Annotated in this window: 19 protein-coding genes and 1 pseudogene; 7 read left to right on the top strand and 13 right to left on the bottom strand. The window is 72.8% G+C overall.

What is annotated here, in order from left to right; genetic code table 11:
• Positions 1–141: 141 nt before the first annotated feature.
• On the bottom strand, positions 142–723 hold the full coding sequence (locus tag ACIQVZ_RS30980; RefSeq protein ID WP_402454447.1) for a TetR/AcrR family transcriptional regulator: 582 nt from the start codon (positions 721–723) through the stop codon (positions 142–144).
• A 97-nt stretch (positions 724–820) separates the two neighbouring features.
• Here ACIQVZ_RS30980 and ACIQVZ_RS30975 point away from each other — a divergent pair, with 97 nt between their 5' ends.
• A complete protein-coding gene (locus tag ACIQVZ_RS30975; RefSeq protein ID WP_402454444.1) occupies positions 821–1,564 on the top strand; it encodes an SDR family oxidoreductase in 744 nt (247 codons plus the stop codon).
• 136 nt (positions 1,565–1,700) lie between these two features.
• Here ACIQVZ_RS30975 and ACIQVZ_RS30970 read toward each other — a convergent pair whose 3' ends face one another.
• The 3 genes from ACIQVZ_RS30970 to ACIQVZ_RS30960 form a co-directional block, all read right to left on the bottom strand.
• Positions 1,701–3,218 carry a carbohydrate binding domain-containing protein gene (locus ACIQVZ_RS30970; protein ID WP_402454442.1) on the bottom strand — a complete coding sequence of 506 codons (1,518 nt, stop codon included), beginning with the start codon at positions 3,216–3,218 and terminating at the stop codon, positions 1,701–1,703.
• Between the two features lie 190 nt (positions 3,219–3,408).
• The gene (locus tag ACIQVZ_RS30965) at positions 3,409–3,588 is read right to left on the bottom strand and encodes a hypothetical protein (protein WP_402454440.1); all 180 of its coding nucleotides are present in this window, start codon (positions 3,586–3,588) and stop codon (positions 3,409–3,411) included.
• 354 nt (positions 3,589–3,942) lie between these two features.
• Positions 3,943–4,539 carry a choice-of-anchor C family protein gene (locus ACIQVZ_RS30960; RefSeq protein ID WP_350884576.1) on the bottom strand — a complete coding sequence of 199 codons (597 nt, stop codon included), beginning with the start codon at positions 4,537–4,539 and terminating at the stop codon, positions 3,943–3,945.
• Positions 4,540–5,081: 542 nt separating this feature from the next.
• Between ACIQVZ_RS30960 and ACIQVZ_RS30955 the strand changes: the two genes are divergently transcribed.
• A complete protein-coding gene (locus ACIQVZ_RS30955) occupies positions 5,082–6,035 on the top strand; it encodes an aldo/keto reductase (RefSeq protein ID WP_402454437.1) in 954 nt (317 codons plus the stop codon).
• A gap of 106 nt (positions 6,036–6,141) precedes the next feature.
• On the opposite strand, the gene ACIQVZ_RS30950 is transcribed toward ACIQVZ_RS30955, so the two are convergent.
• The 3 genes from ACIQVZ_RS30950 to ACIQVZ_RS30940 form a co-directional block, all read right to left on the bottom strand.
• The gene (locus tag ACIQVZ_RS30950; RefSeq protein WP_350884570.1) at positions 6,142–6,762 is read right to left on the bottom strand and encodes a GNAT family N-acetyltransferase; all 621 of its coding nucleotides are present in this window, start codon (positions 6,760–6,762) and stop codon (positions 6,142–6,144) included.
• A 131-nt stretch (positions 6,763–6,893) separates the two neighbouring features.
• Positions 6,894–7,568: a nitroreductase family protein gene (locus ACIQVZ_RS30945; protein WP_350884568.1), complete on the bottom strand. Its 675-nt coding sequence runs from the start codon at positions 7,566–7,568 to the stop codon at positions 6,894–6,896.
• Between the two features lie 160 nt (positions 7,569–7,728).
• Positions 7,729–9,366, bottom strand: a complete 1,638-nt coding sequence (locus ACIQVZ_RS30940; RefSeq protein ID WP_402454433.1) for an ABC-F family ATP-binding cassette domain-containing protein — start codon at positions 9,364–9,366, stop codon at positions 7,729–7,731.
• 439 nt (positions 9,367–9,805) lie between these two features.
• Here ACIQVZ_RS30940 and ACIQVZ_RS30935 point away from each other — a divergent pair, with 439 nt between their 5' ends.
• The gene (locus ACIQVZ_RS30935; protein ID WP_402454431.1) at positions 9,806–11,413 is read left to right on the top strand and encodes an ABC-F family ATP-binding cassette domain-containing protein; all 1,608 of its coding nucleotides are present in this window, start codon (positions 9,806–9,808) and stop codon (positions 11,411–11,413) included.
• Positions 11,414–11,456: 43 nt separating this feature from the next.
• Here the strand turns inward: ACIQVZ_RS30935 and ACIQVZ_RS30930 are convergent, their stop codons facing one another.
• Positions 11,457–12,890 carry a S41 family peptidase gene (locus ACIQVZ_RS30930; RefSeq protein ID WP_402454429.1) on the bottom strand — a complete coding sequence of 478 codons (1,434 nt, stop codon included), beginning with the start codon at positions 12,888–12,890 and terminating at the stop codon, positions 11,457–11,459.
• 329 nt (positions 12,891–13,219) lie between these two features.
• Between ACIQVZ_RS30930 and ACIQVZ_RS30925 the strand changes: the two genes are divergently transcribed.
• Positions 13,220–13,432: a hypothetical protein gene (locus tag ACIQVZ_RS30925; protein WP_063351004.1), complete on the top strand. Its 213-nt coding sequence runs from the start codon at positions 13,220–13,222 to the stop codon at positions 13,430–13,432.
• Between the two features lie 25 nt (positions 13,433–13,457).
• Positions 13,458–13,829 (top strand): toxin Doc, encoded by a 372-nt coding sequence (locus tag ACIQVZ_RS30920; protein WP_350884595.1) that lies wholly within the window; start codon positions 13,458–13,460, stop codon positions 13,827–13,829.
• 101 nt (positions 13,830–13,930) lie between these two features.
• On the opposite strand, the gene ACIQVZ_RS30915 is transcribed toward ACIQVZ_RS30920, so the two are convergent.
• Both ACIQVZ_RS30915 and ACIQVZ_RS30910 read right to left on the bottom strand, forming a co-directional pair.
• Entirely contained in the window at positions 13,931–14,578 is a 648-nt protein-coding gene (locus ACIQVZ_RS30915) for a Pr6Pr family membrane protein (RefSeq protein ID WP_402454425.1), read from the bottom strand.
• A 190-nt stretch (positions 14,579–14,768) separates the two neighbouring features.
• Positions 14,769–14,852 (bottom strand): annotated as a pseudogene (locus ACIQVZ_RS30910) (DNA-binding response regulator); the annotation flags it as partial.
• A gap of 305 nt (positions 14,853–15,157) precedes the next feature.
• Between ACIQVZ_RS30910 and ACIQVZ_RS30905 the strand changes: the two are divergent.
• On the top strand, positions 15,158–16,933 hold the full coding sequence (locus tag ACIQVZ_RS30905; protein ID WP_402454423.1) for a hypothetical protein: 1,776 nt from the start codon (positions 15,158–15,160) through the stop codon (positions 16,931–16,933).
• A 41-nt stretch (positions 16,934–16,974) separates the two neighbouring features.
• Entirely contained in the window at positions 16,975–17,358 is a 384-nt protein-coding gene (locus ACIQVZ_RS30900; RefSeq protein WP_402454422.1) for a DUF5955 family protein, read from the top strand.
• A 59-nt stretch (positions 17,359–17,417) separates the two neighbouring features.
• Here ACIQVZ_RS30900 and ACIQVZ_RS30895 read toward each other — a convergent pair whose 3' ends face one another.
• From ACIQVZ_RS30895 to ACIQVZ_RS30885, 3 genes are all read right to left on the bottom strand, one after another.
• Positions 17,418–17,975 carry a GNAT family N-acetyltransferase gene (locus ACIQVZ_RS30895; RefSeq protein WP_402454419.1) on the bottom strand — a complete coding sequence of 186 codons (558 nt, stop codon included), beginning with the start codon at positions 17,973–17,975 and terminating at the stop codon, positions 17,418–17,420.
• A 91-nt stretch (positions 17,976–18,066) separates the two neighbouring features.
• Positions 18,067–19,146 (bottom strand): hypothetical protein, encoded by a 1,080-nt coding sequence (locus tag ACIQVZ_RS30890; protein WP_402454417.1) that lies wholly within the window; start codon positions 19,144–19,146, stop codon positions 18,067–18,069.
• A gap of 9 nt (positions 19,147–19,155) precedes the next feature.
• Positions 19,156–21,282: a hypothetical protein gene (locus ACIQVZ_RS30885; RefSeq protein WP_402454415.1), complete on the bottom strand. Its 2,127-nt coding sequence runs from the start codon at positions 21,280–21,282 to the stop codon at positions 19,156–19,158.
• Positions 21,283–21,322: the final 40 nt, after the last annotated feature.

Raw genomic sequence — 21,322 nt, 5'->3', positions numbered from 1 at the left:
ACTGGGGTGTTGCAACGATCCCTAGAACCCAAGATCCCCCGGAGGGGGCCGCACCGCAATGCCGGTGGCTTTGACGGTTTCCAGGGCGAGTTTTCGCAGGTCGGCACCCTGTGGAGCCCGTTTGAGCCAGTGGCATCGGGCCTAGCCGTTCCCGGCGACCAGGGAGTTGGTGAGCCGGTCGGCGACGGTGGCGTCGAGGGGGGCGTGGCCGAGGAGGAAGCGGTACCAGAAGACGCCGTAGACCTGGTCGACGATCAGGTCGAGGTCGGTGTCGTCGGCGAGTTCGCCGCGTTCGCGGCCGCGGGCGAGGAGGTCGCGCAGGGCGGTGCGGCGGCTGGCGGTGAAGGTCTGCATGAGGTCGGCGAGGTGGGGGTCGCGGGCGGCTTCGCGGACGAGGGTGCGCAGGGCGGGGGCGGTGGTGTCGCGCTGGGAGCCGTCGAAGGTGGTGGTGATGAAGGCGTGGAGGTCGGTGCGCAGGGTGCCGGTGTCGGGGCCGGGGACGTCGTGGTCGGCGCGGTCGGTGAGGGCGTCGAGCAGGACGGCGCCCTTGGAGGGCCACCAGCGGTAGACGGTCTGCTTGCCGACGCCGGCGCTGCGGGCGATGGCGTCGATGGTGACGGGGGTGCCGTCGGACTCGGCGAGCAGGTGCAGGGCCGCGTCGAGGATCGCCTGGTGGGCGGCCTCGTTGCGGCGGCGTCCGGTGTGCGGGCGGGCTTCGGTCATCGTGTTCCCTTTCCTCTTCCCCCGCTTGACAAGACTAGCAGTCTCGATAACATTATTGACGGAACTAGCGGTCTCGACAAGAGAAGGACACGCCACCATGAGCACCACGTCAAACCTCTTCACCGGACAGCGAGTCGTCGTGATGGGCGGCAGCTCGGGCATCGGCGAGGCCGCGGCCACCGCCTTCGCCGCGGACGGCGCCGAGGTCGTGATCACCGGCCGCGGCCGGGACCGGCTGGACGCCGCCGTCGCCCGGATCGGCGGCAAGGTCGTCGGCCACCAGCTGGACGCGGCCGACCCCGAGGCCGTCGCGGTCTTCTTCGCCCGGTCCGGCACCGTCGACCACCTGGTCGTCGCGGTCAGCGGCGCGGCCGGCAGCGGCCCGTTCGCCCAGCTCGACCTGGCCGACCTCGCCACCGGGTTCGACGCCAAGTTCTGGCCGCAGGTCCGCGTCCTCCAGGCGGCGCTGCCGCACCTGCGGTCGGACGGATCCGTCACGCTGATCACCGCCGCCTCCGCCCGCGCCGCGATCCCCGGCACCGCCGGACTCGCCGCCATCAACGGCGCGCTGGAGGCGATGGTCCCGCCGCTGGCCGTCGAACTCGCTCCGCTGCGGATCAACGCCGTCTCGCCCGGCGTCATCGACACCCCGTGGTGGGACCGCGTCCCGACCGAGCAGCGGACGGCGCTGTTCGACGGCCTCGCCGCCACCACCCCGGTCGGCCGCGTCGGCCGGGCCGAGGACGTCGCGCAGGCGATCCACCTGCTGGCCGCCAACACCTTCGTGACGGGCGTGGTGTTCGACTGCACGGGCGGGGCCAACCTGCCCACCGGGCGCTGAACGAACCGCGGGCAGGCCGCGCCCGGCCCGGAGTCGTCTCCGGGCCGGGCGTCGTCACGGTGCGGCCGTACGGTGCGGCCATGCGCGTTCGTGGGCCCGGCCCCCGCCGAGGCGGGGGCCGGGCCGTGGGGCGCGGTCAGCCCGCGTACTGGGCGAAGATCTTCGCGAACTCGTACGGCTGCTGAGCGATGTTGGTGCACTTGGAGAGCGAGCCGCCGGTGCAGGCGTTGGCGTCGCGGGTGGCGTCCCAGAAGGCCAGCAGGCCGAGGTGGTTCTGCCGGGCGAAGGTCACCAACTGCTGGGCGGCGGACTGGTTGTAGATCTGGTGGTCGTCGTTCTCGCCGATCATCGGGGTGACGCCGACCATGGCCCACAGCTGGGCGTCGGTCTTCGCCGGGTAGAGCGCCTTGAGCTGGCCAAACAGGGCTTGGGCGGCCTGCACGGCGGCGTTGCCGTAGTCGGTGCCGGTCCGGTAGTAGTCCATCGCCATGATGTTCACCAGGTCGACGGCGACCCCGGCGTCGCGGGCGGACTTGACGATGGCGACGCCTTCGGCGGTCAGGCCCTCGGGCAGGACGGGCAGGGTGAAGGAGACCTTGAGGCCGGGGTGGGCCTGCTGGAGCTTGGCGAGCGCGGCGGAGCGGCGGTCGTTGGAGGCGGTGTCGGCGATGGCCGCGCCCTCGATGTCGAAGTCGACGTAGCGCAGGTTGTAGGCGTTGACGACGGCGTCGTACTCGGCGAACAGCGAGTCCACGGTGGTGCAGGCGGCGGCGAGTTCGGTGCCGCTGGCGCCGCCGAAGGAGAGCTTGACGTCGCCGCCGGCCGCGCGCAGCGCGTCGATCTGGTCCTTGGCCCAGCCGGTGCGCGGGTCGTAGGCGTTGAACCAGCTGGCCTTGCAGCCGACGCCGGTGACGAAGCCCATGGTGTAGGCCTTGAGGTTGCCGGACTTGGCCATGTCGGGCATGGACGGGGTGGGCCAGGCGCCCATGTCGATGTAGGGCGCGACGGGGAGGGCGACGTCCGGCGGCGGGGTGGTCGGGCCGCCGGTGGGCGTGCCGGTGGGGCCGCCGGTCGGGGTGCCCGAAGTGGGCGGCGGGGTGGTGGGGTTGCCGCCTCCGGGGCCGGTGAGCGTGATGTCGTCGGCGAGGTAGGCGCCCTGCCCGTACCAGCCGTGCAGGTAGACGGTGACGCTGGTGGTGGCCGGGCCGGTGGTGAAACTGGTGGACAGCTGCTGCCAGTTGGCGCCGCCCGGCGTCCAGATGGCCGGGTCGGTGACGCCGCTGCCGGTGGCGCCCAGGTAGACGTACTGGCCCTGCACCCAGGCGCTGAGGTTGTACGTGGTGTTGGGCTGGACGGTCACGGTCTGGCCGCACTGCGCGGTGTCGCTCGCGCCGACCGCCCCCTTCAGCGCGTAGCTGCCGCTGTGCGCACCGGAGTTGACGACGCTGCCGGTCCCGCCGGAACAGCTCCACGGGCTGAGCGTGCCGCTCTCCAGGCCCGGGTTGGCCAGCAGGTTGCCGTCGGCGGCACCGGCGTTCCCGGCGAGCGTGGCGAGGCCGCCGGCGGCGAGCGCGGTGGCGGCGGCGATGCTCAGCAGCTTGGTGCGACCGGCGGGGCGGCGGTGCGTGGGGGCGGGCTGGGGCGCGCTGGGCATGGGGGTGCCTCTCGGGACGTGGGGCCGCCCGCGCCGCGAAGGGGGAAACGCGGGGCGGGCGGCAGCATGGGGGCTGGTCCGGTGCGGGGGAGGAGCGCGGTGCTGAGCATCAAAATGGACTAGACCAGCTGTGCACGTCAAGCACTTCCGGGGCATCGGAAGCCCACTGGGGGAAGGTTTTAGGAACGGTTTAAGGCGAGCAGGTGTAGCTCGCGGGCTGGGAGTACTCGTTCCCGATGAGGGTCTTCTCGTCGTTGCTGATCGCCTTGATCGCGAATGTGTCCGGAACCGCCGCCAACGAGTCCGCCACCACGCCGTCACGCCACAGGACGGGCCTCGGAGTCGACCCGACGTACTTCGTGCCGCCCACGATTCCGTTGCCGCCGATGGCACTTGCCGTGATGGCGCCCGCGCCGATGGTCCGGGTCAGCGAACCCTGGGCGTCCCATTCGGCTTCGGCGTAGCTCGTGTCGTTGTTCGTGTCGCCGACGATGCGCCCGTTCCGGATCGCCCCAGGAGTGCCCGTGGCGTTGGAGCCCTGTGCGGCGAGCGCGTGCCACTGGCCGTTGATGTCCGAGACGAAGCCGAACGAGTCGGTGGACCCGACGATCCTGCCCTGCTCGTCGATGCCGTTGAGGAAGAGGAAGCTGCCCGCCGGGAGGGGCGGTTCGCGGGCGGAGGCCCGCCCGCCGGTTCCGGACCGGCGGGCGGGCGGTTCAGCGGATCACCCGCAGCACGGCTTGCACTCCTTGACCTGGACGTCGTCCACGACCGGGCCGGCCGCGCCCGCGTTGGTGCTGGCGAAGGTCAGAGTGGTGGAGGCGTTCCGCGCGACGAAGCTGAACTGGCGCCCCACGTAACCCATGTTGGTCGGCGACTTGCCGGTGATGTCGAAGGAGAAGTCCTGGAAGTCCTGGCCGTCGACGAGCACCCGGCCGGTCTTCACGGTCGGTGCGGCCGACGTGTTGCCGGCCAGCGCGTACGTCACGGAGTAGGTGGCGCCCGGGACGGTGGTGAAGGTCTGGGCGACGGCGCCGGTGGTGGCGCCGTTGAGGTCCACCGACTGGTCGCCCTCGGCGGCCTGCCAGAACCCGGCGCCGATCAGGTCGACGCTGCCGGTGGTGACCGTCCACGGGCCGATGGTCTGTCCGGCGTTGAACTCGGCGAAGCTGTTCGCCGGGGCCTTGGGCGACTCGAAGCTCCCGTCGTCGAAGCGGCTGAGGGCGCGGTGGCCGCCGGCGGCCTGCGCCGGGACGGTCACGGCGGTGGCGGCGGCCACGATCACGGCGACGGCGGCGAGGCGGGTGCGCGAGAACGTCATTGGGTTCCTCCCCAACGGGATACCGACTGGATGAGCCGATGATCGGCTGTGCCCAGAGCGTCCGCCGCCGCCGCGAGCCCTGCCAAGACCGGACGGGTGGCGCCCGGTGGTGCGGAGGTTCCGCCGACGGGCTCCCGCACGCCGGTTTGACGGGTGATCACCCGGCGCCGACCCGGTGGCCGACCTGCGCCCGCCCGGCGGCGGGCCGTGGTGTGAACGCGCGGTTCGGATGGTCGTGTCCGCTCGCATGGTGGTGAAGTCCGTCGCACGCGCTCCGCCGGCACCTCGGGCGCATCCCACCTCCGGGTGAGCCGAGGGCCGCTCATACGATCAACGCCCCCTCTGGCGGTCGGCGGATCGGGAGCGGATCGGGAGCGGATCGGGAGTGGATCGGGAGTGGATCGGGAGTGGATCGGGAGTGGATCCGAAGCGCGTCCGGACGGGCTTGACCTTGAGTGCACTCCAAGGTGAAAGCTGGACGCGTTGATCCACCGCAGCACCCCGCGAGCGGCCAAGCACACCACCACGATCGGAGCACCGTCATGCGCAACGCCACGTTCGGTACCAACGGCCCGGAGACCGGCGTCATCGGCCTCGGCTGCATGGGGATGACCTGGGCCTACGACGTGCAGAACCGGGACGACGAGAACTCCGTCCGGGTGATCCGGCAGGCGCTGGACCTCGGTGTCACCCTGATCGACACCGCCGACATGTACGGCCCCTACACCAACGAGGAGGTGGTCGGCGCCGCGCTGGCCGGCCCGTACCGGGAGCGCGCCTTCCTCGCCACCAAGGTCGGCATCGTCCCGGGCGGGGCCGGCCAGTCGGCCCGCGACGGCAGCCCCGAGCACGTGCGCCGCTCGATCGACGACAGCCTGCGCCGCCTCGGCACCGACCACGTCGACCTCTACCAGCTGCACCGGGTCGACCCGGCCGTCCCGATCGAGGAGACCTGGGGCGCCCTCGCCGAGGCCGTAGCGGCCGGCAAGGCCCGCCGGATCGGGCTCTCCGAGGTGACCGTCGAGGAGATCAAGCGGGCCCAGTCGGTGCACCCGGTGGCGTCCGTGCAGTCCGAGCTCTCGCTCTGGACCCGGGACGTGCTGGCCGAGGTGCTGCCGTACACCGAGGAGCAGGGCATCGCCTTCCTGCCGTTCTCGCCGCTCGGCCGGGGCTTCCTGACCGGCAGCATCGCCTCCTTCGACGAACTGCCCGCCGACGACTTCCGCCGCCGGCTGCCGCGCTTCCAGCAGGACGCGCTGAAGGAGAACCTGGCACTGGTCGGCAGGGTCAAGGAGGTCGCCGAGCGGACCGGCGCGACGCCCGCGCAGGTCGCGCTGGCCTGGGTGCTCGCGCAGGGCCGGTACGTCTTCCCGATTCCGGGCACCAAGACGCCGCGCTACCTGGTGGACAACGCGGGCGCGGCCGAGGTCGTGCTCTCGGCGGCCGACCTGGCCGACCTGGACGCGCTTCCGACGCCGACCGGCGAGCGGTACTGAGCGGCGAGCGGTACTGAGCGGAGGGCGGTGCTGAGCGGAGGGCGGTACTGGGCGGCGGAGGCTGCCCGGGCCCCGGCCCGGATCACCCCCCCGCCTCGGACCGCCGTCAGGCCTCCCGGACCCAGATCAGCTGCCGCCCGGTCTCGGCGGGAGCCCTGACGGCGGTCTCGGCGACCCGGTCGAGCCGGTAGCCGAGCTTGCGCGGGACGGCCGCGCTGGCGCCGTTCGCCTCGTCGCAGTGGATCTCCACCCGCGCGATGCCGGGCAGCGCCAGGGCGGCCTCGGTCAGCGCCCCGGCCGTGGTGGTGGCGATGCCGCGGCCGGCGTGCCGGGCGGCGACCCAGTAACCGATCTCCAGTGCGCCGGGGCCGATCCGGCCGTGCAGGCCGAGGGCGCCGACCACGCCGCCGGGTTCGGTGTCCAGGCCGACCAGGTACATGAAGTCGGTGCCGGCCTCCCAGGCGAGGGAGCCGGCCCGGGCCAGCTCGGCGGTCTGCGCCCGGGTGGGGGGCTCGGCCGCCCACTCCATCCAGGGCCGCAGGTGGTCCAGGTTGGCGCGGACGGCCTTGTTGAGCGCCGCCGCGTGCGTGCTGCGGCGGCGCTGCAGCGAGATCCCGCCGGGCAGCCGCAGTTCCTCGGGCGGCCGCCCGGCGGTGACGGCGGTGGGGCCGGGCACGTGGAGCGGGGTGGGCGGGTACTTGCAGGACCGGGACTGCGGGTGGCTCATGACCGCGATTATGTCCTTGGCCGGGACCTGTCACCAATGAATTCCGGACGGCCTCCCACCAGGCCTCTCGTCAGTCCCCGCCGCGCCCCGGCCGCACCCCCGGCGCACCGGGGCGCACCCGCGCCCGGCGCTCAGAGCCGGATCAGCACCTCGTCCAGCTCCTTGCGCCGCAGATCCGGCACCCGCGCCCCCTCGGCCGGGTAGCCGACCGGGATGACGTACGCGGCGCGCTCCTCCAGCGGGCGCTCGCAGACCTCGTTGAGGAACTTCATCGGGCTCGGCGTGTGGGTCAGCGTCGCCAGCCCGGCCTGGTGGAGCGAGGCCAGCAGCAGTCCGACCGCGATCCCCACCGACTCCTTGGTGTAGTACGGGCGCGGCGAATCGGGCCCCTTGTGCACCTCGAACACCACGATCACCGCCGGGGCGTCCTCCAGGAACGGCTTGCGCCAGTCGGTGCCGATCGGCGCCAGCGCGGCCAGCCACTCCTCCGACGCCCGGTGCGCGTAGAACTCGCGCTCCTCGACCTCGGCGGCCTCGCGCAGCCGCCGCTTGCGCTCCGGGTCGGTGATCACCACGAACCGCCAGGGCTGGACGTGCGCGCCGCTGGGTGCGGTGTTGGCGGTCCGGATCGCCCACTCGACGACCCCGTCCGGGATCGGGCGGGTCGCGTAGTCGCGGACGGTCCGGCGCTGCGCCATCACGTCGTGGAAGGACCTGCTGCGGGCCTCGGCCTCGTGGGCCGGCACCGTCATCGGGGTGAGGGGGACGGTCGGGTAGGGCGTCCCTGCCACTGCACTGTCAACCATGGCCGACAGCACAGCACATGACGGCCGTGCCGGGAAGAGGTCGAGACCAATCCGCAGATCAGGTCCGTCCGGCGGGTCCGTCCAGCAGGCCCACGCGGCAGGCCCACGTGGCAGGCCCACGCGGCAGGGCCGCCCGGCGGGGCCGCCCTGCCGGACGGGACTACAGCTCGTGCACCCGCCCGTCCCGGACCTCGATCCGCCGGTTCACCGAGACGGTGTCCAGCATCCGCCGGTCGTGGGTGACCAGCAGCAGGGTCCCGGTGTACGAGCCGAGCGCCGCCTCCAACTGCTCGATCGCGGGCAGGTCCAGGTGGTTGGTGGGCTCGTCCAGCACCAGCAGGTTGACCCCGCGCGCCTGGAGCAGCGCCAGCGCGGCCCTGGTGCGCTCGCCGGGGGAGAGGGTGCCGGCCGGGCGTTTCACGTGCACCGCCTTGAGGCCGAACTTGGCCAGCAGGGTGCGCACCTCCTCCGGCGTGAACTCCGGGACGGCGGCGGCGAAGGCCTCCGCCAGCGGCTCGCCGCCGAGGAACAGCCCGCGTGCCTGGTCCACCTCGCCGACCACCACACCGGAGCCCAACGAGGCGCTGCCGCCGTCGAGTTCGAGCCGACCGAGCAGAGCGGCCAGCAGCGTCGACTTGCCCGCGCCGTTGGCGCCCGTGATGGCGACCCGGTCCGCCCAGTCGATCTGGAGGTCCACCGGGCCGAAGGCGAAGTCACCGCGGCGGGCGACGGCCGCGCGCAGGGTGGCGACCACCGAGCCGGAGCGCGGCGCGGTGGCGATCTCCATCCGCAGCTCCCACTCCTTGCGCGGCTCCTCGACCACGTCCAGCCGCTCGATCATCCGCTGGGTCTGCCGGGCCTTGGAGGCCTGCTTCTCGGTGGACTCGGCGCGCTGCGCCTTTCCGATCTTGTCGTTGTCGGAGGACTTGCGGCGGGCGTTGCGCACGCCGTGCTCCATCCAGCCGCGCTGCATCCGGGCCCGGGCCTCCAGCCCGGCCTTGGTGTCGGCGTACTCGTCGTACTCCTCGCGGGCGTGCCGGCGGGCCACCGCGCGCTCCTCCAGGTACGCCTCGTAGCCGCCGCCGTACAGGTTGACCTGCTGCTGGTGCAGGTCCAGCTCCAGCACCTTGGTGACGGTGCGGGCCAGGAACTCGCGGTCGTGGCTGATCAGCACGGTGCCCGCGCGCAGGCCCTTGACGAAGGCCTCCAGCCGCTCCAGGCCGTCGAGGTCGAGGTCGTTGGTGGGCTCGTCCAGCAGGAAGACGTCGTAGCGGGAGAGCAGCAGCGAGGCGAGGCCGGCCCGGGCGGCCTGGCCGCCGGACAGCGCCGTCATCGGCAGGTCGAGCGAGACTTTCAGGCCGAGCGAGTCGGCGACCTCCTCGGCGCGCTCCTCCAGGTCGGCGCCGCCCAGCTCCAGCCAGCGGTCCAGGCTCGCCGCGTACGCGTCGTCGGCGCCCGGGCGGCCCTCGACCAGGCCCTCGGTGGCCTCGTCCAGCGCGGTCTGCGCGGCTGCCACGCCGGTGCGGCGGGCCAGGAAGTCGCGCACCGACTCGCCCTCGCGCCGCTCCGGCTCCTGGGGCAGGTGGCCGATGTTGGCGGTCGCCGGGCTGAGCCGCAGCGAACCGCCCTCGGGGGTGTCCAGCCCGGCCAGCAGCCGCAGCAGCGTCGACTTGCCGGCGCCGTTCACGCCGACCAGGCCGATCACGTCACCGGGGGCGACGACCAGGTCCAGGCCGGAGAAGAGGGTGCGTTCGCCGTGGCCGGCGGCGAGGTCCTTGACTACGAGTGTGGCGCTCATGATGAGCCCGATTGTAGGAGGAGCGGGCCGGGTGGCGGAAAAGCCCGGGGCCGCGGCGCGGCTGCCGCGACCCCGGGGACCGGCCACGCGGGCCGGTCAGGAGGTCACGTGGACTTCTCCGAGAAGTAGTCGGACATCCGGGCTTTCGGTGCGCCGAAATTCGGTTGCCCGGGTCCGGTGCCGTGCGTAGCGTGGACGGAGTCATCCGCCAGACAAGGAGAAGGCCGTTGCTCTACTGAGGTCCCGAGACACCGCCCCCGCCGCGCAGGCCCTTCGCCGCGCGGTGTGCGAGTGTGCGACCTCAGTCACGGCCCCGTGGCGAGCCCGATCCGGCTGATCCGGATCCGCCCCGCCCTCCCCCCGGCCGTACCGGCCCGCACCCGCGGTGTCTCCCCGTGTTGCTCATCGTTCCCTTCGGCAACCACCCGGGAGGCCCTCCATGGCACAACCCACCACCGCCGTCCTCTGCACCGATCTCACCTTCGAGTGGCCCGACGGCAAGCCCGTCCTGGACGGCTTCCACCTCGCCGTCGGCCCCGGCCGCACCGGCCTGATCGGGCTCAACGGCGCTGGCAAGTCCACCCTGCTGCGGCTGATCGCCGGCGAGCTGACCCCGACCGGCGGCACCGTCCGGGTCGACGGCGAACTCGGCTACCTGCCCCAGGGGTTGACGCTGGACACCACCGTGCGGGTGGACGAGGCGCTCGGCATCCGGGCCGCCCGTGAGGCCCTGCACGCCATCGAGTCCGGGGACTCCGACCAGCGCCACTTCGACGCCGTCGGCGACGACTGGGACGTCGAGGAGCGCGCCCGCGCCACCCTCGACCGGCTCGGCCTGCACCGCCTCGGTCTCGACCGCACCACCGGGGAGCTCTCCGGCGGCGAGGCCGTCCTGCTGCGCCTCGCCGCCCTGCTGCTGCGCCGCCCCGCCGTCCTGCTGCTCGACGAGCCCACCAACAACCTGGACCGGACGGCCCGGGAGCGGCTCTACGAGACGGTCGCCGGCTGGCACGGCGTCATGCTGATCGTCAGCCACGACCGTGAACTGCTCCAGCACGTCGACCAGATCGCCGACCTGCGGGACGGCGCGGTCACCTGGTACGGCGGCAACTTCGCCGAGTACGAGCGCACCCTCGCCGCCCAGCAGGAGACCGCCGAGCGGCTGCTGCGCAACGCCGAGGCGGACGTCGAGCGCCAGAAACGGGACTTGACCGAGGCCCGCACCCGGCTCGACCGCAGCGCCGGCTACGGCAAGAAGCGCTCGGTCACCCGCAACGACCCGCACATCTTCGCGGGCAAGCTCAAACGCCAGGGCCAGGAGACGGCCGGGCGGCTCCAGGGCATGCACACCGAGCGGCTGGAGGAGGCCCGGCAGCGGCTCACCGCCGCCGAGGAGGCGGTGCGCGACGACGCCGAGATCCGGATCGACCTGCCGCGCACGGCCGTCCCGGTCGGGCGCACCGTGCTCACTCTGCAGAAGGTCCGGCTGCCCTACGGCACCATCGCGGACCTCGACCTGCGCGGCCCCGAGCGGATCGCCCTGGTCGGCCGCAACGGCTCCGGCAAGACCACCCTGCTGCGCACCATCGCGGGCGAACTCGCCCCGCTGGAGGGCGAGGTCGGCACGCCGGTGCCGTTGCGCCACCTGCCGCAACGGCTCGACCTGCTGGACGACAAGCTGACCGTGGCGGAGAACGTCAAGCTGTTCGCCCCCGCCGCCGGGGACAACGCGATCCGTGCCCGGCTGGCCCGCTTCCTGTTCCGCGGCGGCCGGGCCGACCAGCCCGCCGCCACCCTCTCCGGCGGCGAGCGGTTCCGGGCCACCCTGGCCGCGCTGCTGCTGGCCGACCCGCCGCCGCAGCTGCTGCTGCTCGACGAGCCGACCAACAATCTGGACCTCGCCAGCGTCCGCCAGCTCACCCAGGCGCTCGCCGCCTACCAGGGCGCGCTGATCGTGGCCAGCCACGACGTGCCGTTCCTGCGCGGCCTGGGCCTCACCCGGTGGCTGGAGCTGGACGGCGAACTGCGGGGGGTGGATCCGATGTAGGGGGAGCGGTACGGCGCGGGCGGCCTCGCCCGCGCCGCGGCCGCTACTGCCCGCCGAGGACGTGGCGGGCCGTGCTCAGGGCGGAGTCCTTGAGCCCGGCCAACTCGTCATCGGTGAACACCGGTGTGCGGATGTCCGGTGGGATGCCGGGGCCGTCGAAGGTGCTGCCGTCGGGCGTGAGGTACTTCTCGTTCGGCAGCACCACCATGAAGTCCGGCGAGAGGGTCTTGATCAGCACGTCGGAGAAGACGCCCTGGGTGTTCTCGCCGATCCGGACGACGTGCGGGGAGCGGCCCATCAGGGTCTGGGTGAAGGTCTCGGCGGCGCTGATCGACAGTGAGGAGGTGAGCAGGGCGACGGGGCCGGTGAAGTGCTCGGTGTGCGCGGGCCGCACCACGACCGGCTGCGGCCGGGTGAACTTCGTGGGGTCGGCCGGGTCGTCGCGGGCCACCTTGCGGTAGGCGACGTACGGGCGGTCGGTGAGCCGGGCGGCGATCTGCTGCCCGAGCGCGTCCGAGCCCCCGCTGTTCAGCCGGACGTCGATCACCAGGCCGTCGAGCCGGTCGGGGTCGGCGAGCAGGGCGTCCAGGGCCCGGTCGAGCTCCTTGGCCTGGGCGGCGAATCCGCCGGTCGCGTAACCGTCGAAGCCGCTCACCCGCAGGTAGCCGACGCCGTCCGGGAGCCGGCCCACGCCCAGTTGACTCACCCCCTGCGCGTTGACGGCGAACTCCTGTTCGGGGCCGGTCAGTTGTGCGTCGACGGCCTTGCGGGCCGCGTCCCGCAGGGCGGGCGTCGACTTCAGCGAGCCGTCGCGCCGACCGGAGTAGACGCCGGTCGGGCCGGTGCCGGTCACCCGGGCCAGACCGGTGTGCGCGTCCTTGAGCGGGGTCAGCAGGTCGATGAAGATCTGCTGGAGCTGGTCGGTGGTGGTCGCCGGAGTGATCTTCGCGCGCTGCTCCTCGCGGGCAGCGTGCCAGTCGATCCCCTTGGCGGCGAAGAAGGGGTAGTTCTCCTCGAAGGTCTCCCAGAACCGGTCGAAGACCGCGAGCGGGTCGTCGGGGGCGGGCCGGGTGCACAGCGCCGGCAGCGCGTCCAGGCGGCGCAGCGTCTTGGTGCCCGTCCCGCCCTCCTCGGCGTCGGTCGCCCGGCGCCCGCCCGGCTGCGGAGTGAGGGTGACGGCGTTGTCGCCCAGGACGTACCGGACGGTGCCGTCCCGGCCGGGGGCGCCGTCCTGCGTCCCGGTGACCCACCCGGGCACGCAGCTGTGCGTCGTCACGTCGTAGGTGGTCAGGCTGCTCCCGGAGACCACGGCCACCAGGCCGTACCCGTCCATCTGCCAGACCCCTTGCAGGGACCTGCCCCGCCCGTCCTGGCCGTCGGCCCGCGTCGCGGCCACCCCCGGCGCCGCCACCGCGACCGTCGTCGCGAGCGCCACCGCCGTGGCCGCCACCGCCCAGCCGACCGCCGCTCTGCCCACGGCCGCCCCGCTCGCAGCCCCACCTGCGGCCCCGCTCACCGTCGTCCCGCTCGCCGCCGCCCTGCCCACTGCCCTGCGCGTCATCTCCGGCCTCCGCCGAACCGCCCGGCCTCCCCCGCGGAACCGCTCCGCCGCCTTGCCCCCGACGCTACGGCGGCCCCCACCGCCCCGGCGTCATCCCGCGCGCCCGACCCCCGCCCGACTTCGGGGCTACCCGCGGCTCCGCCGAAACCACTCCATGGGGGTATCGACAGCAAACCCCTTTGACGGCGGGTGAAAATCCTCCGCCGGTGGTCCCAACTCCGGTGTGCTCCAGTACCATCGGCGCCATGCCTGCGCTCAACATCGAGTACACGGAGCACGAGCTCGCCGCGATCCGCGAGGCCGCCGCCGCGGACGGGAAGAGCATCAAGGCGTACATCCACGACCTGAGCGTGCGGGAGCAGCAGCGGCGGGTGTTCGTGGACCACGCGGTGGCGTTCTGGAAGTCGCACCGGGCGGAGTTCGACGCCGCGTTCCCGGAGGACGCGCCGGCGGCGTGAACGGCGCGGCGGGGGTGCGGGGATGATGCTGCTCCACGTCGACCTGCGCTGGCTGCTCGACGTGCAGGAGCTGGCCTCGCCGGAGGACCTCAGCGTGCGGGACTACTCCGCGCTCCAGGCCGCCGTCGCCCGGCACCGGGTGAACACCGCGCAACTCGGCCACGACGCCGACGCCGCCTGGTGCGCGGCCACCCTGATGCACACCATCGTGCTGCTGCGCCCCTTGCCGGTGCGCAACAACCTGTACGCCTGCATGACGACGGCCGCGTACATGCACGCGGCCAAGGAGGGCATCGACCCGCCGTACGGGGCGCTGGTCGAGCTGGCCCGTGACATCGCGGCGGGCGGGGCGGACGTGTTCGCGGCGGCCGACCGGATCCGCTCCTGGCGGATCTGAGGCCGGCCGCCGCGCGGACGGTCACCAGGGAAGGGCGTCCCCGGAAAGCGCCCCGGGGGAAGGGGCGCCCCCGAGAGGGGCCGTCATCCGTGCCCGGGGATTCAGGACTTGGTGGACCTCAGCTTGCCCGCGACCAGCGTTCCCAGCCGGTCCAGGCCGACCACGGCGGCGGCCAGCACCACGAACTCGACCGTCAGCAGGGCTATCTGGCCCCAGACGTAGCCGTAGCCCTTGGTGGTGGGATCGAAGAAGAAGTACGGGTAGGGCGTCGGGTAGTCGTCGAACAGCGCGTTCCGGGCGAGCACGATCGCCGCGTAGCCGAGCGGGAAGGCCAGCCAGAGCGGGATGTCCTTCCAGGCCGCCGCGTTGCGCGGCTTCAGCACCAGCCAGTCGGCGATCACCATCACCGGCGTCACGTAGTGCAGGAAGAACGACGACCAGTGCGCGAGCTTGTCCGGCCCGCTGACCAGCCCGGGCAGCGGGTTGGCGCCGTGCTGGAGCAGGACGTGCGAGACCAGCCCGGTGATCAGTATGTACAGGGAGGCGGCGCCGCGAAGCCGGGGCGCGGGCGCGTCCACGGTGTCGCGCTTGAGCATCCAGTACACGGCGCCGATGAAGTAGCCGAGCACGATGACGTTGCTCTGCACGGTGAAGAACACCAGCGGCGCGGTTCCGAGGGTCAGGCCGAGGCCCGCCGAGAGCACGATGCCCATGCGCCACCACAGCGCGGGGCGGGTCCGGACTGTCATGCGGCCACCAGTTCGTTTCAGGCGATACGGGAGGTATCGGACGGTTAAGGGGGAAGATCGCACTCTACTCGCAGGTAGCGGCGGGACGGAAGAAACGGTCCTGCTCGGGGCCGGTCTCGCCGGACCCGCCGGACTCCGCGGCGCCGCCGACCCCTGGGGCGCCAGAGCCCCCTGAGCCCCCCTCGGCTCGACCCGGCAGGACGAAGCCCGACTCGTACACCGCGATCACCGCCCGGGTGCGGTCGCGGGCGCCCAGCTCGGCGAGTGGCGACGATCAGCAGCAGGAGGGCGAGGCCCAGCGCCGGGCCGGTGAGCATCCAGCCGGGGAATCGGTCCTCCCGGTGCCACCGCGCCCGCCGCCAGGGCCGGCAGCAGCCCGGTCGGCGCCGCGCGTCCTCCCTGGTCCTCATGCCGTCCACGGTCCCGTCGCCACCCGGGCCGACGCGTCAACCCGGCGAACGCTCCCGCTCCCCCTCCAGGGGGATCTTGCCCTGCGACCATCCTCCCGGGCCGGGGGAGCGTCGTTGACCCGGGCACACGCCTCACGAGACGCGCAGGTGGACGGGAGAGGACACCGCCATGGCCGAACCGTCCGTACCGGTACCGCCGCCCCGGTACCCGCACCCGCCCCTGCCACCGGTCGCCCCGGCGGCGCCCGACCCGCTGCAGCAGCTCATCCAGGCCCAGGCCGGTGCGCCGCGCGGCGACGCCACCGCCTACCTGCGGGCGGGGGCGCACCTCGACCCGGCCTTCCGGGACGCGGTGATCGAGGAACTCGCCGAACACCCGTACCGGGTACCGCCGCCGACCCCCGGCGTCGACCTGGCGGCGGTGCTCAAGGAGTGCTACGCGGCCCGGCGGCAGGCGGTGGGGCGGGCGGTGCTGGTCCTGCTGGCCGCGGCCGTGCTGCCCGTGCTCGTGGTGTGCGTCGTCGTCTCCCTCGTGGCGTCCGGTCAGGCCGGCGTGCCGCACGCGCTCGACGTGCTGGTGCGGCTCTGGCTGCTGCAACTGGCCGTCCCCCTGGTGTTCGTGGCGGCCTGGCTGATCCGGTCCGACCGGCCCCGGCGCCGCCGGAGCGGCACCTGGCTGGCCGTCGGCTGCCTGCTCGTCGCGGTCGAGGTGCTCGGGTGGCACTGGATCGCCGCCCTGCTCGCCGTCTGGTTCGCGGCGTCCCTGGCCGGCCGGCGGCGGCTCGAACAGACGCTGTACGAGCTCGGCACCGGCCGGGCCGCCACCCCCGAGGACCCCCTCCGCAAGGACCTGTACGAGCGGCTCGCGCGGCAGCAGGCCGACCCCGACGTCGTCTACAGCGACTACGCGCCCTTCGTCGGCGCCGGGATCGAGATCGACCACTGGTCCTTCGCCGACGACCTGCTGCCCGAGGTGGCCAAGGCCGAACCGGACTCCACCGCACAGGCGTTGACCGTCCCGGCCGTCCACGCCCGGCTGCGCACCGAACTCGCCCGCCTCGGCGCCACCGCCACACCCGCCTACCCGGGCGACCGCCTGCACGGGATCGCCGTGCACGACCTCGTGTTCAAGAGCGGCAAGCGCCTCGGCCCCGCCGCCGACTGGTGCGGCCACGGCCCCGGCACCGCGTTCGCCGCCCTCGCCCCGTACGCGGCCCACTGCGCCGCCGCGCCGAACGGGGGCGGGCCGGACCCGGAGCACTGGTGGGTGGAGAGCGTCGACCTCGCCGCCGAGGAACGGCTGCGGCACTACCTGGCGGTGCGGATCGCGGGCTGGCGCGAGGAGATCGTCGTCACCGTGTTCGTACGTGCCCAACTCCAGGGCGGACAGCTGTTCCTGGAGAGCAGGGCCTTCGTGCTGCCGCCGATCGCGCGCGCCTACCACGCGATCGACACCGCGGCACCGCCCGCCGATCTCGGTGACTGGCTCGGCCTCTGCGCGGCGTCCCTGGCGGCGCTGCCCGCTCTGGTGGCGGGCTCGGTCGGCGTGCTGCGCCGCGCCGCGCGCAGCCGGCGGGCCGTCGGGCGCAACGCGCTCCGCTACGCCCGGATGTGCCGGGAGAACCGGCTGGTCGACCACGGCCCCACGCTGTCCGTCCGGGAGCTGGGTGCGGAGCGCGCGTACCAGCAACTGTTCCAGGAGATGGACGTCCAGCGGTACGTGAAGTGCGTCAGGGCCCGGATCGTGTCGGCCGTCGGCGACTGCCTGCGCGACCACGGCTACCGGACGGACGGGGCGGAGCAGTTGCAGCACGTGGTGATCAACAACGGCGTGCAGGTGCACGGAGACGTCCACGGCGTCGTGCAGAGCGGGGACGCGGCCAGCGCCTCGTACCGGACGCTCACCACCCCGGCGCCGCGCGTCGGCGGCACCCGGCAGGACTGAACGGCACCAGGAACAAGCGGCACCAGGAACAGGGGAGCAGTGTGAACGGCGACGGCCACGGGATCAGCATCACCGGCAACGTCACGGGCATCGTGCAGAGCGGCAGCCACGCCCGCGCCGAGTACACCCACCCGCAGACCGCCCCCACCCCGGGCGAGGCACCCGAACTGCGCGCCCTGCTCACGGCGGTGGAAGCGCTGCGCGAGCGGCTGCGGGCGCTCGCCCCGGACGAACTGCCGCCCGCCGCCGCGGAGGTGGCCGGGCAGGCGCTCGACGAGCTGGCGGCAGCCGCCCCTGAGGACCAGCAACGGGACGGCGGCCGCGTCAGGCGCGCCGTGTTCACGCTCACCGGCGCCCTCGGGGCCGCGACGGCCCTCACCGAGGCCCTGCGGGCCCTGACCACGGCCGCCGCCCCCTGGTTCTGAGGCCCGCCCGCAGGCCTTTCGCCTGTCTGCCCGCCTGCCCGCCTGCCCGGCCTCTGGGCTCAGGCCGTCCGGTGGATCAGCCGGTCCTCGTCGTCGGTGCGGCCGTCCGGGTCCGGCAGCAGCCCGAGCCGCTCGGCGAGCCGGCGGGACGGCACGTTGTCCGCGTGGATCAGGGCGACCACCGGCACGCCGGGGAAGCGCGGCAGCGCCTCCGCCATCGCCGCCCGGGCCGCCTCGGCGGCGTAGCCCAGACCCCAGGCGGACGGCCGGAAACGGTAGTAGAGGTTGAACACCCGCTCGCCGTCCAGCGTGTGCAGGTAGAGCCCGGCGAACCCGATGACCGCCTCCGGCTCCGCCCGGGTGGACACGGTGCAGTACCCCACCCCGTCCCGCGCCCAGTCGGCGACGAAGCCGTCCAGCATCTCCCGGCTCGCCGCCCGGTCCCGGTGGGGCCCGTTGGGGTTGTAGCGGTTGGTCTCCGGATCCCCGTGGATCGCGAACACCGCCTCCACGTCCCCCTCCTGGGGCCGGCCGAGGACCAGCCGCTCGGAGGCGGTGACGATCGTGCGGGCGGCGGGTCCGGTGGCGTGTCCGGTGGCGTGTTCGGTGGTGGTCATGGCGCTTCCCCCGTGTCGTGCGTAATAGGTCTACCGCACCTTAGGTCATTACCCCGACAGCCGCCCGACCATTTCCGCCCACCCGCCCCGGCTACAGGATCGGCTCACACCCGATCGCCTTGCCCCCGGCGGTGAGGAACTGGCGCATCAGGTCCATCTGGTCGGGGAACAAGTAGTGCTTGTCGAGGGTGGGTTCGTACCCGCCGTCGACGGAGAAGAAGACGTCCCGGCCGTGGCAGGTGACGACCAGCTCGGCGGGTGTTTCCTTGCCGATCTGATGGGCCCGCCCGAATTCGGACGGACGTGCGCCTTCCTTCTGGTCCAGGGCGGTGGTCCGTGGCTCCGTCGTGATCGCGAAGGTCTGCGGCAGAGTGCCCAATGACCGCCTGGTGATCGTGCAGGACCAGATCGGGTCGGACGCGGTGGTCACCTGCTGCTGGTACGGCCATTGGGCCTCGGGGTCCTTCGCGGGCGCGAACCCGGGCAGGCCGCAGAGCTCGGCCCAGTTCGGCGCCGCCTCGGCCCCCTTGGCCGACAGGCTCTTCGGCATCGGCAGCTTCTGGTCCGCGCACCGGTTCGCCTTGGCGGCCCTGTTGGCGAAGGCCACGGCCAGCCGGGCCCTGGTCTCGTCCCGGCCCTCCTCGACGGTCTCCACCTCGGCGCGCAGACCCTTGTCGCACCCCTCGGGGAGCAGGGCCCACGCCTTTTGAGAGGTCACCGAGCCGACCGAGCCGCCGGAGAACAGTCGGGCATCCGGGGCGGCCAGGTCGTGCGGGCCCTTGGTGTCGAGTGCGATGGTGAACCACACGGTCTTCTTGGCCGTCTCGAACAGACCGGAGCTGACCGTGGCGGAGCAGCTGTAGCCGGAGGAAGCCGCCATCGTCGAGTGCTTCTCGCTCTTGTGTTCACTGATCCGCCCGGACCCCAGCACATCGTGTACCTGGCCCGCCGTGGCCGCCCCGTCGCACACGCTGTCCGGCCCGCCGACGTTCGTCAGCCGGTACAGCAGGAACCACGACACCCCCACCACGAAGACGGACAGCACCGCTGCTGCCCGCACTCGCAGCCGCCAGGTGGTGAACCCGCGCGCAGTCAGCGCGGCGTCCAGGCGCTTGCCCATGCCCTGCGTGTGCCCGGGCTCCTCGTCCGCTTGTTGCGTTGCCTGCTTCATATCGCCCTCTCAGCGTCCGCCCAGCGCATTGCGGTAGGTCCCGTTGACCCCGGTGCTGTAACTGCTGGACACCTGGAACAGCAGGTTCTGCATCACGCCGCTGCTGTCGCCGATCTGCTTGTCGGTGAGGCCGGCCAGTTCGGCCCGCTTCCTGATCATGGTGTCGAGTTGGTTCTCACCTGCGGAGAACATCTTCGCCATCTGCTCCTGCGCTGACTTGTCCTCCTCGGCGTTGAGCCCGTTCGCCCATTCCGACGTGCCGACGTCGACGAGCCGCTGGACGTAGTCCCCCACGACCGGGATGGGGGTCAGCGGAGTGCCGATGAGGTGGTAGTTCACCTTCGCCGCCCAGTTGTTCTTGAACACCGCGTCGTCGTGGTGGTGGGTGATGACATCCGACTGGGTGCCGCTGAGGACGCCCAGGACCTGTCCGGCCTCGTGGACGAACCCCTCGATCCTGGGGTTGGGGCGCCCGGCGCTGTCCGGACCGAACGCATCGGTCGGGAAGGTGTCGAGCCGCCGGGCCAGTTCCTGGCTCTCGGCGTAGTGGATGGTCTGGAACGCCTCCGGGTCCTCGGCCACTCCTCGGATGGCTCGGATCATCTGGTCCCGGTCGATGGCCAGTCCGCTGGTCTCGGAGTGTCCGCCGAGCTTCTTCCCGAGGACCTCGTACGTGTCGGGCGCGTAGTCGGCGATCATGTTGGCGAGCGGACGGCGCATCACGGACGGCAGTTCGGTCGCGTGACCTGCGGTGTCGCCGCCGAACGAGGTGATGGCCTCGGACATGATGCGCGCCATCGCCGCGTCGTGCGGGCGGGCCGGAGGCTGGTTGCCATGGGGGTCCCGACCTGTCGTGGCGGCCTCCAGGGCGTCACCGAACGCGGCGCGGGAGGTGTTGCGGGCGAGGCCGCTGTCGAGGTTCTGCTCGTTTCCCTGGAAGGGCCACTTCCGGTCGTGCAGCAGGTAGTCCAGGTTCTTGCTCTTCCCGGGGTCGAGGAAGTCCTTCGACGCCTCGGGGGTGCGGCTCAGAGCCTTCATCAGACCGCCCATGGGGTCGGTCTGGTCGGCCAGGGTCTCCCAGTTGCGGCCCCAGAGGTCCTCGCCCTTGGTCTTGCTGGTGCGCTCGTAGTCGACCAGGTCGTTGCCGACCTTGAGCAGGAACGCCTTGTCGTACGTCCCCTTCGCCCCCATCAGCGCCGTCAGCGCCGGGTAGTTGTCGTTGAACCCCGCCGCGGAGCCTCCCGGGCGGCGGGCGGCGGCCAGCAGGCCGTCCTCCCAGGCCTGGCCCATTCCGCCGTCATGGGTGGCCGTGGCGAGCACCACCGACAGGTTGCCGTAGACGTCCTGGTAGCCCTTGGCGTTGTGGTTGCCGTGGGCGAGGCCGTCGTAGACCTTGCTGTACTCCAGCAGGGCATCCGGGCCGGTCTTCCCGCCGTAGTCGAGGCCGTTGAGCAGCGTGGTGGAGAAGTCCTTGTTGCCCGCGTTGGCGGCCATGATGTCCTGCAGCTGCTTCAGCTGCGGATCGCTGAGGCTGCCGGCCTTGGCCATCAGGTCCTTGGCCCGGTTGGCGTCGGCGACCGGGCCGCCGCCGTAGGGCGTGGGGTTGAAGGCCGTGGTGCTGGTGCCGATGTCGCCCTGGAGCGCGGCGGTGGCCCGCTGGTCGGCGGAGTCGGCCTTCTCGACGGCCTTCGTCAGCCGGGCCGCGATGGCCTCGGCCTTGGCCGCGAGTGCCTGAGCCAGCTTCGCGCCGTCGGGGTCGTTCCTCGCCTCCTTCGGCAGGGTCCAGTTGACCTGGCCGTCCGCGGCGACGGTCATGTTGTCGCCCTGGGCGTCGTGGATCGCCGTGTCGAGGTCGCGGCGGGCGGCGGCGAAGTCCTCGGCGGCGGTCTTCATGATCGCGGCGAGGGCGGTGGCGACGGCCGAGGCCTGCTTGAAGTCGCCGTCGACGGCCTGGAGCGCCTTGGTCGCGTCGTCGGCCGCCGCGCCCTTCCAGCCGGCCCGCTGCGCGGTGCTGGTGAGGTCCTTGGCGACCCGGCCGTCCAGCGAGGTGAGGGCTTTGGCGACGCCGGCCCAGGCTTCGGCGGCGTCGGTGATCCCGGAGAAGTCGGCCTCGTGCAGTTCCTTGAAGGACACCATGTGTCCGGTTTCCCCCTTCTGGTCTTCCAACTGCTGTTCT

Origin of the sequence: Kitasatospora sp. NPDC098663 (assembly GCF_044760075.1) — a bacterium.
Taxonomy (GTDB): domain Bacteria; phylum Actinomycetota; class Actinomycetes; order Streptomycetales; family Streptomycetaceae; genus Kitasatospora.
Note: the sequence above shows the minus strand (reverse complement) of the source record. Positions and strands in the feature narration are given on the sequence as shown.

Excerpts from the sequence above, each read along its gene's own strand:
- ACIQVZ_RS30905 (WP_402454423.1), top strand. The coding sequence starts at position 15,158 with ATGGCCGAACCGTCCGTACCGGTACCGCCGCCCCGGTACCCGCACCCG.
- ACIQVZ_RS30950 (WP_350884570.1), bottom strand. The coding sequence starts at position 6,762 with ATGAGCCACCCGCAGTCCCGGTCCTGCAAGTACCCGCCCACCCCGCTC.
- ACIQVZ_RS30925 (WP_063351004.1), top strand. The coding sequence starts at position 13,220 with ATGCCTGCGCTCAACATCGAGTACACGGAGCACGAGCTCGCCGCGATC.
- ACIQVZ_RS30915 (WP_402454425.1), bottom strand. The coding sequence starts at position 14,578 with ATGACAGTCCGGACCCGCCCCGCGCTGTGGTGGCGCATGGGCATCGTG.
- ACIQVZ_RS30890 (WP_402454417.1), bottom strand. The coding sequence starts at position 19,146 with ATGAAGCAGGCAACGCAACAAGCGGACGAGGAGCCCGGGCACACGCAG.
- ACIQVZ_RS30940 (WP_402454433.1), bottom strand. The coding sequence starts at position 9,366 with ATGAGCGCCACACTCGTAGTCAAGGACCTCGCCGCCGGCCACGGCGAA.
- ACIQVZ_RS30935 (WP_402454431.1), top strand. The coding sequence starts at position 9,806 with ATGGCACAACCCACCACCGCCGTCCTCTGCACCGATCTCACCTTCGAG.
- ACIQVZ_RS30895 (WP_402454419.1), bottom strand. The coding sequence starts at position 17,975 with ATGACCACCACCGAACACGCCACCGGACACGCCACCGGACCCGCCGCC.
- ACIQVZ_RS30955 (WP_402454437.1), top strand. The coding sequence starts at position 5,082 with ATGCGCAACGCCACGTTCGGTACCAACGGCCCGGAGACCGGCGTCATC.
- ACIQVZ_RS30945 (WP_350884568.1), bottom strand. The coding sequence starts at position 7,568 with ATGGTTGACAGTGCAGTGGCAGGGACGCCCTACCCGACCGTCCCCCTC.
- ACIQVZ_RS30960 (WP_350884576.1), bottom strand. The coding sequence starts at position 4,539 with ATGACGTTCTCGCGCACCCGCCTCGCCGCCGTCGCCGTGATCGTGGCC.
- ACIQVZ_RS30885 (WP_402454415.1), bottom strand. The coding sequence starts at position 21,282 with ATGGTGTCCTTCAAGGAACTGCACGAGGCCGACTTCTCCGGGATCACC.
- ACIQVZ_RS30980 (WP_402454447.1), bottom strand. The coding sequence starts at position 723 with ATGACCGAAGCCCGCCCGCACACCGGACGCCGCCGCAACGAGGCCGCC.
- ACIQVZ_RS30975 (WP_402454444.1), top strand. The coding sequence starts at position 821 with ATGAGCACCACGTCAAACCTCTTCACCGGACAGCGAGTCGTCGTGATG.
- ACIQVZ_RS30970 (WP_402454442.1), bottom strand. The coding sequence starts at position 3,218 with ATGCCCAGCGCGCCCCAGCCCGCCCCCACGCACCGCCGCCCCGCCGGT.
- ACIQVZ_RS30920 (WP_350884595.1), top strand. The coding sequence starts at position 13,458 with ATGCTGCTCCACGTCGACCTGCGCTGGCTGCTCGACGTGCAGGAGCTG.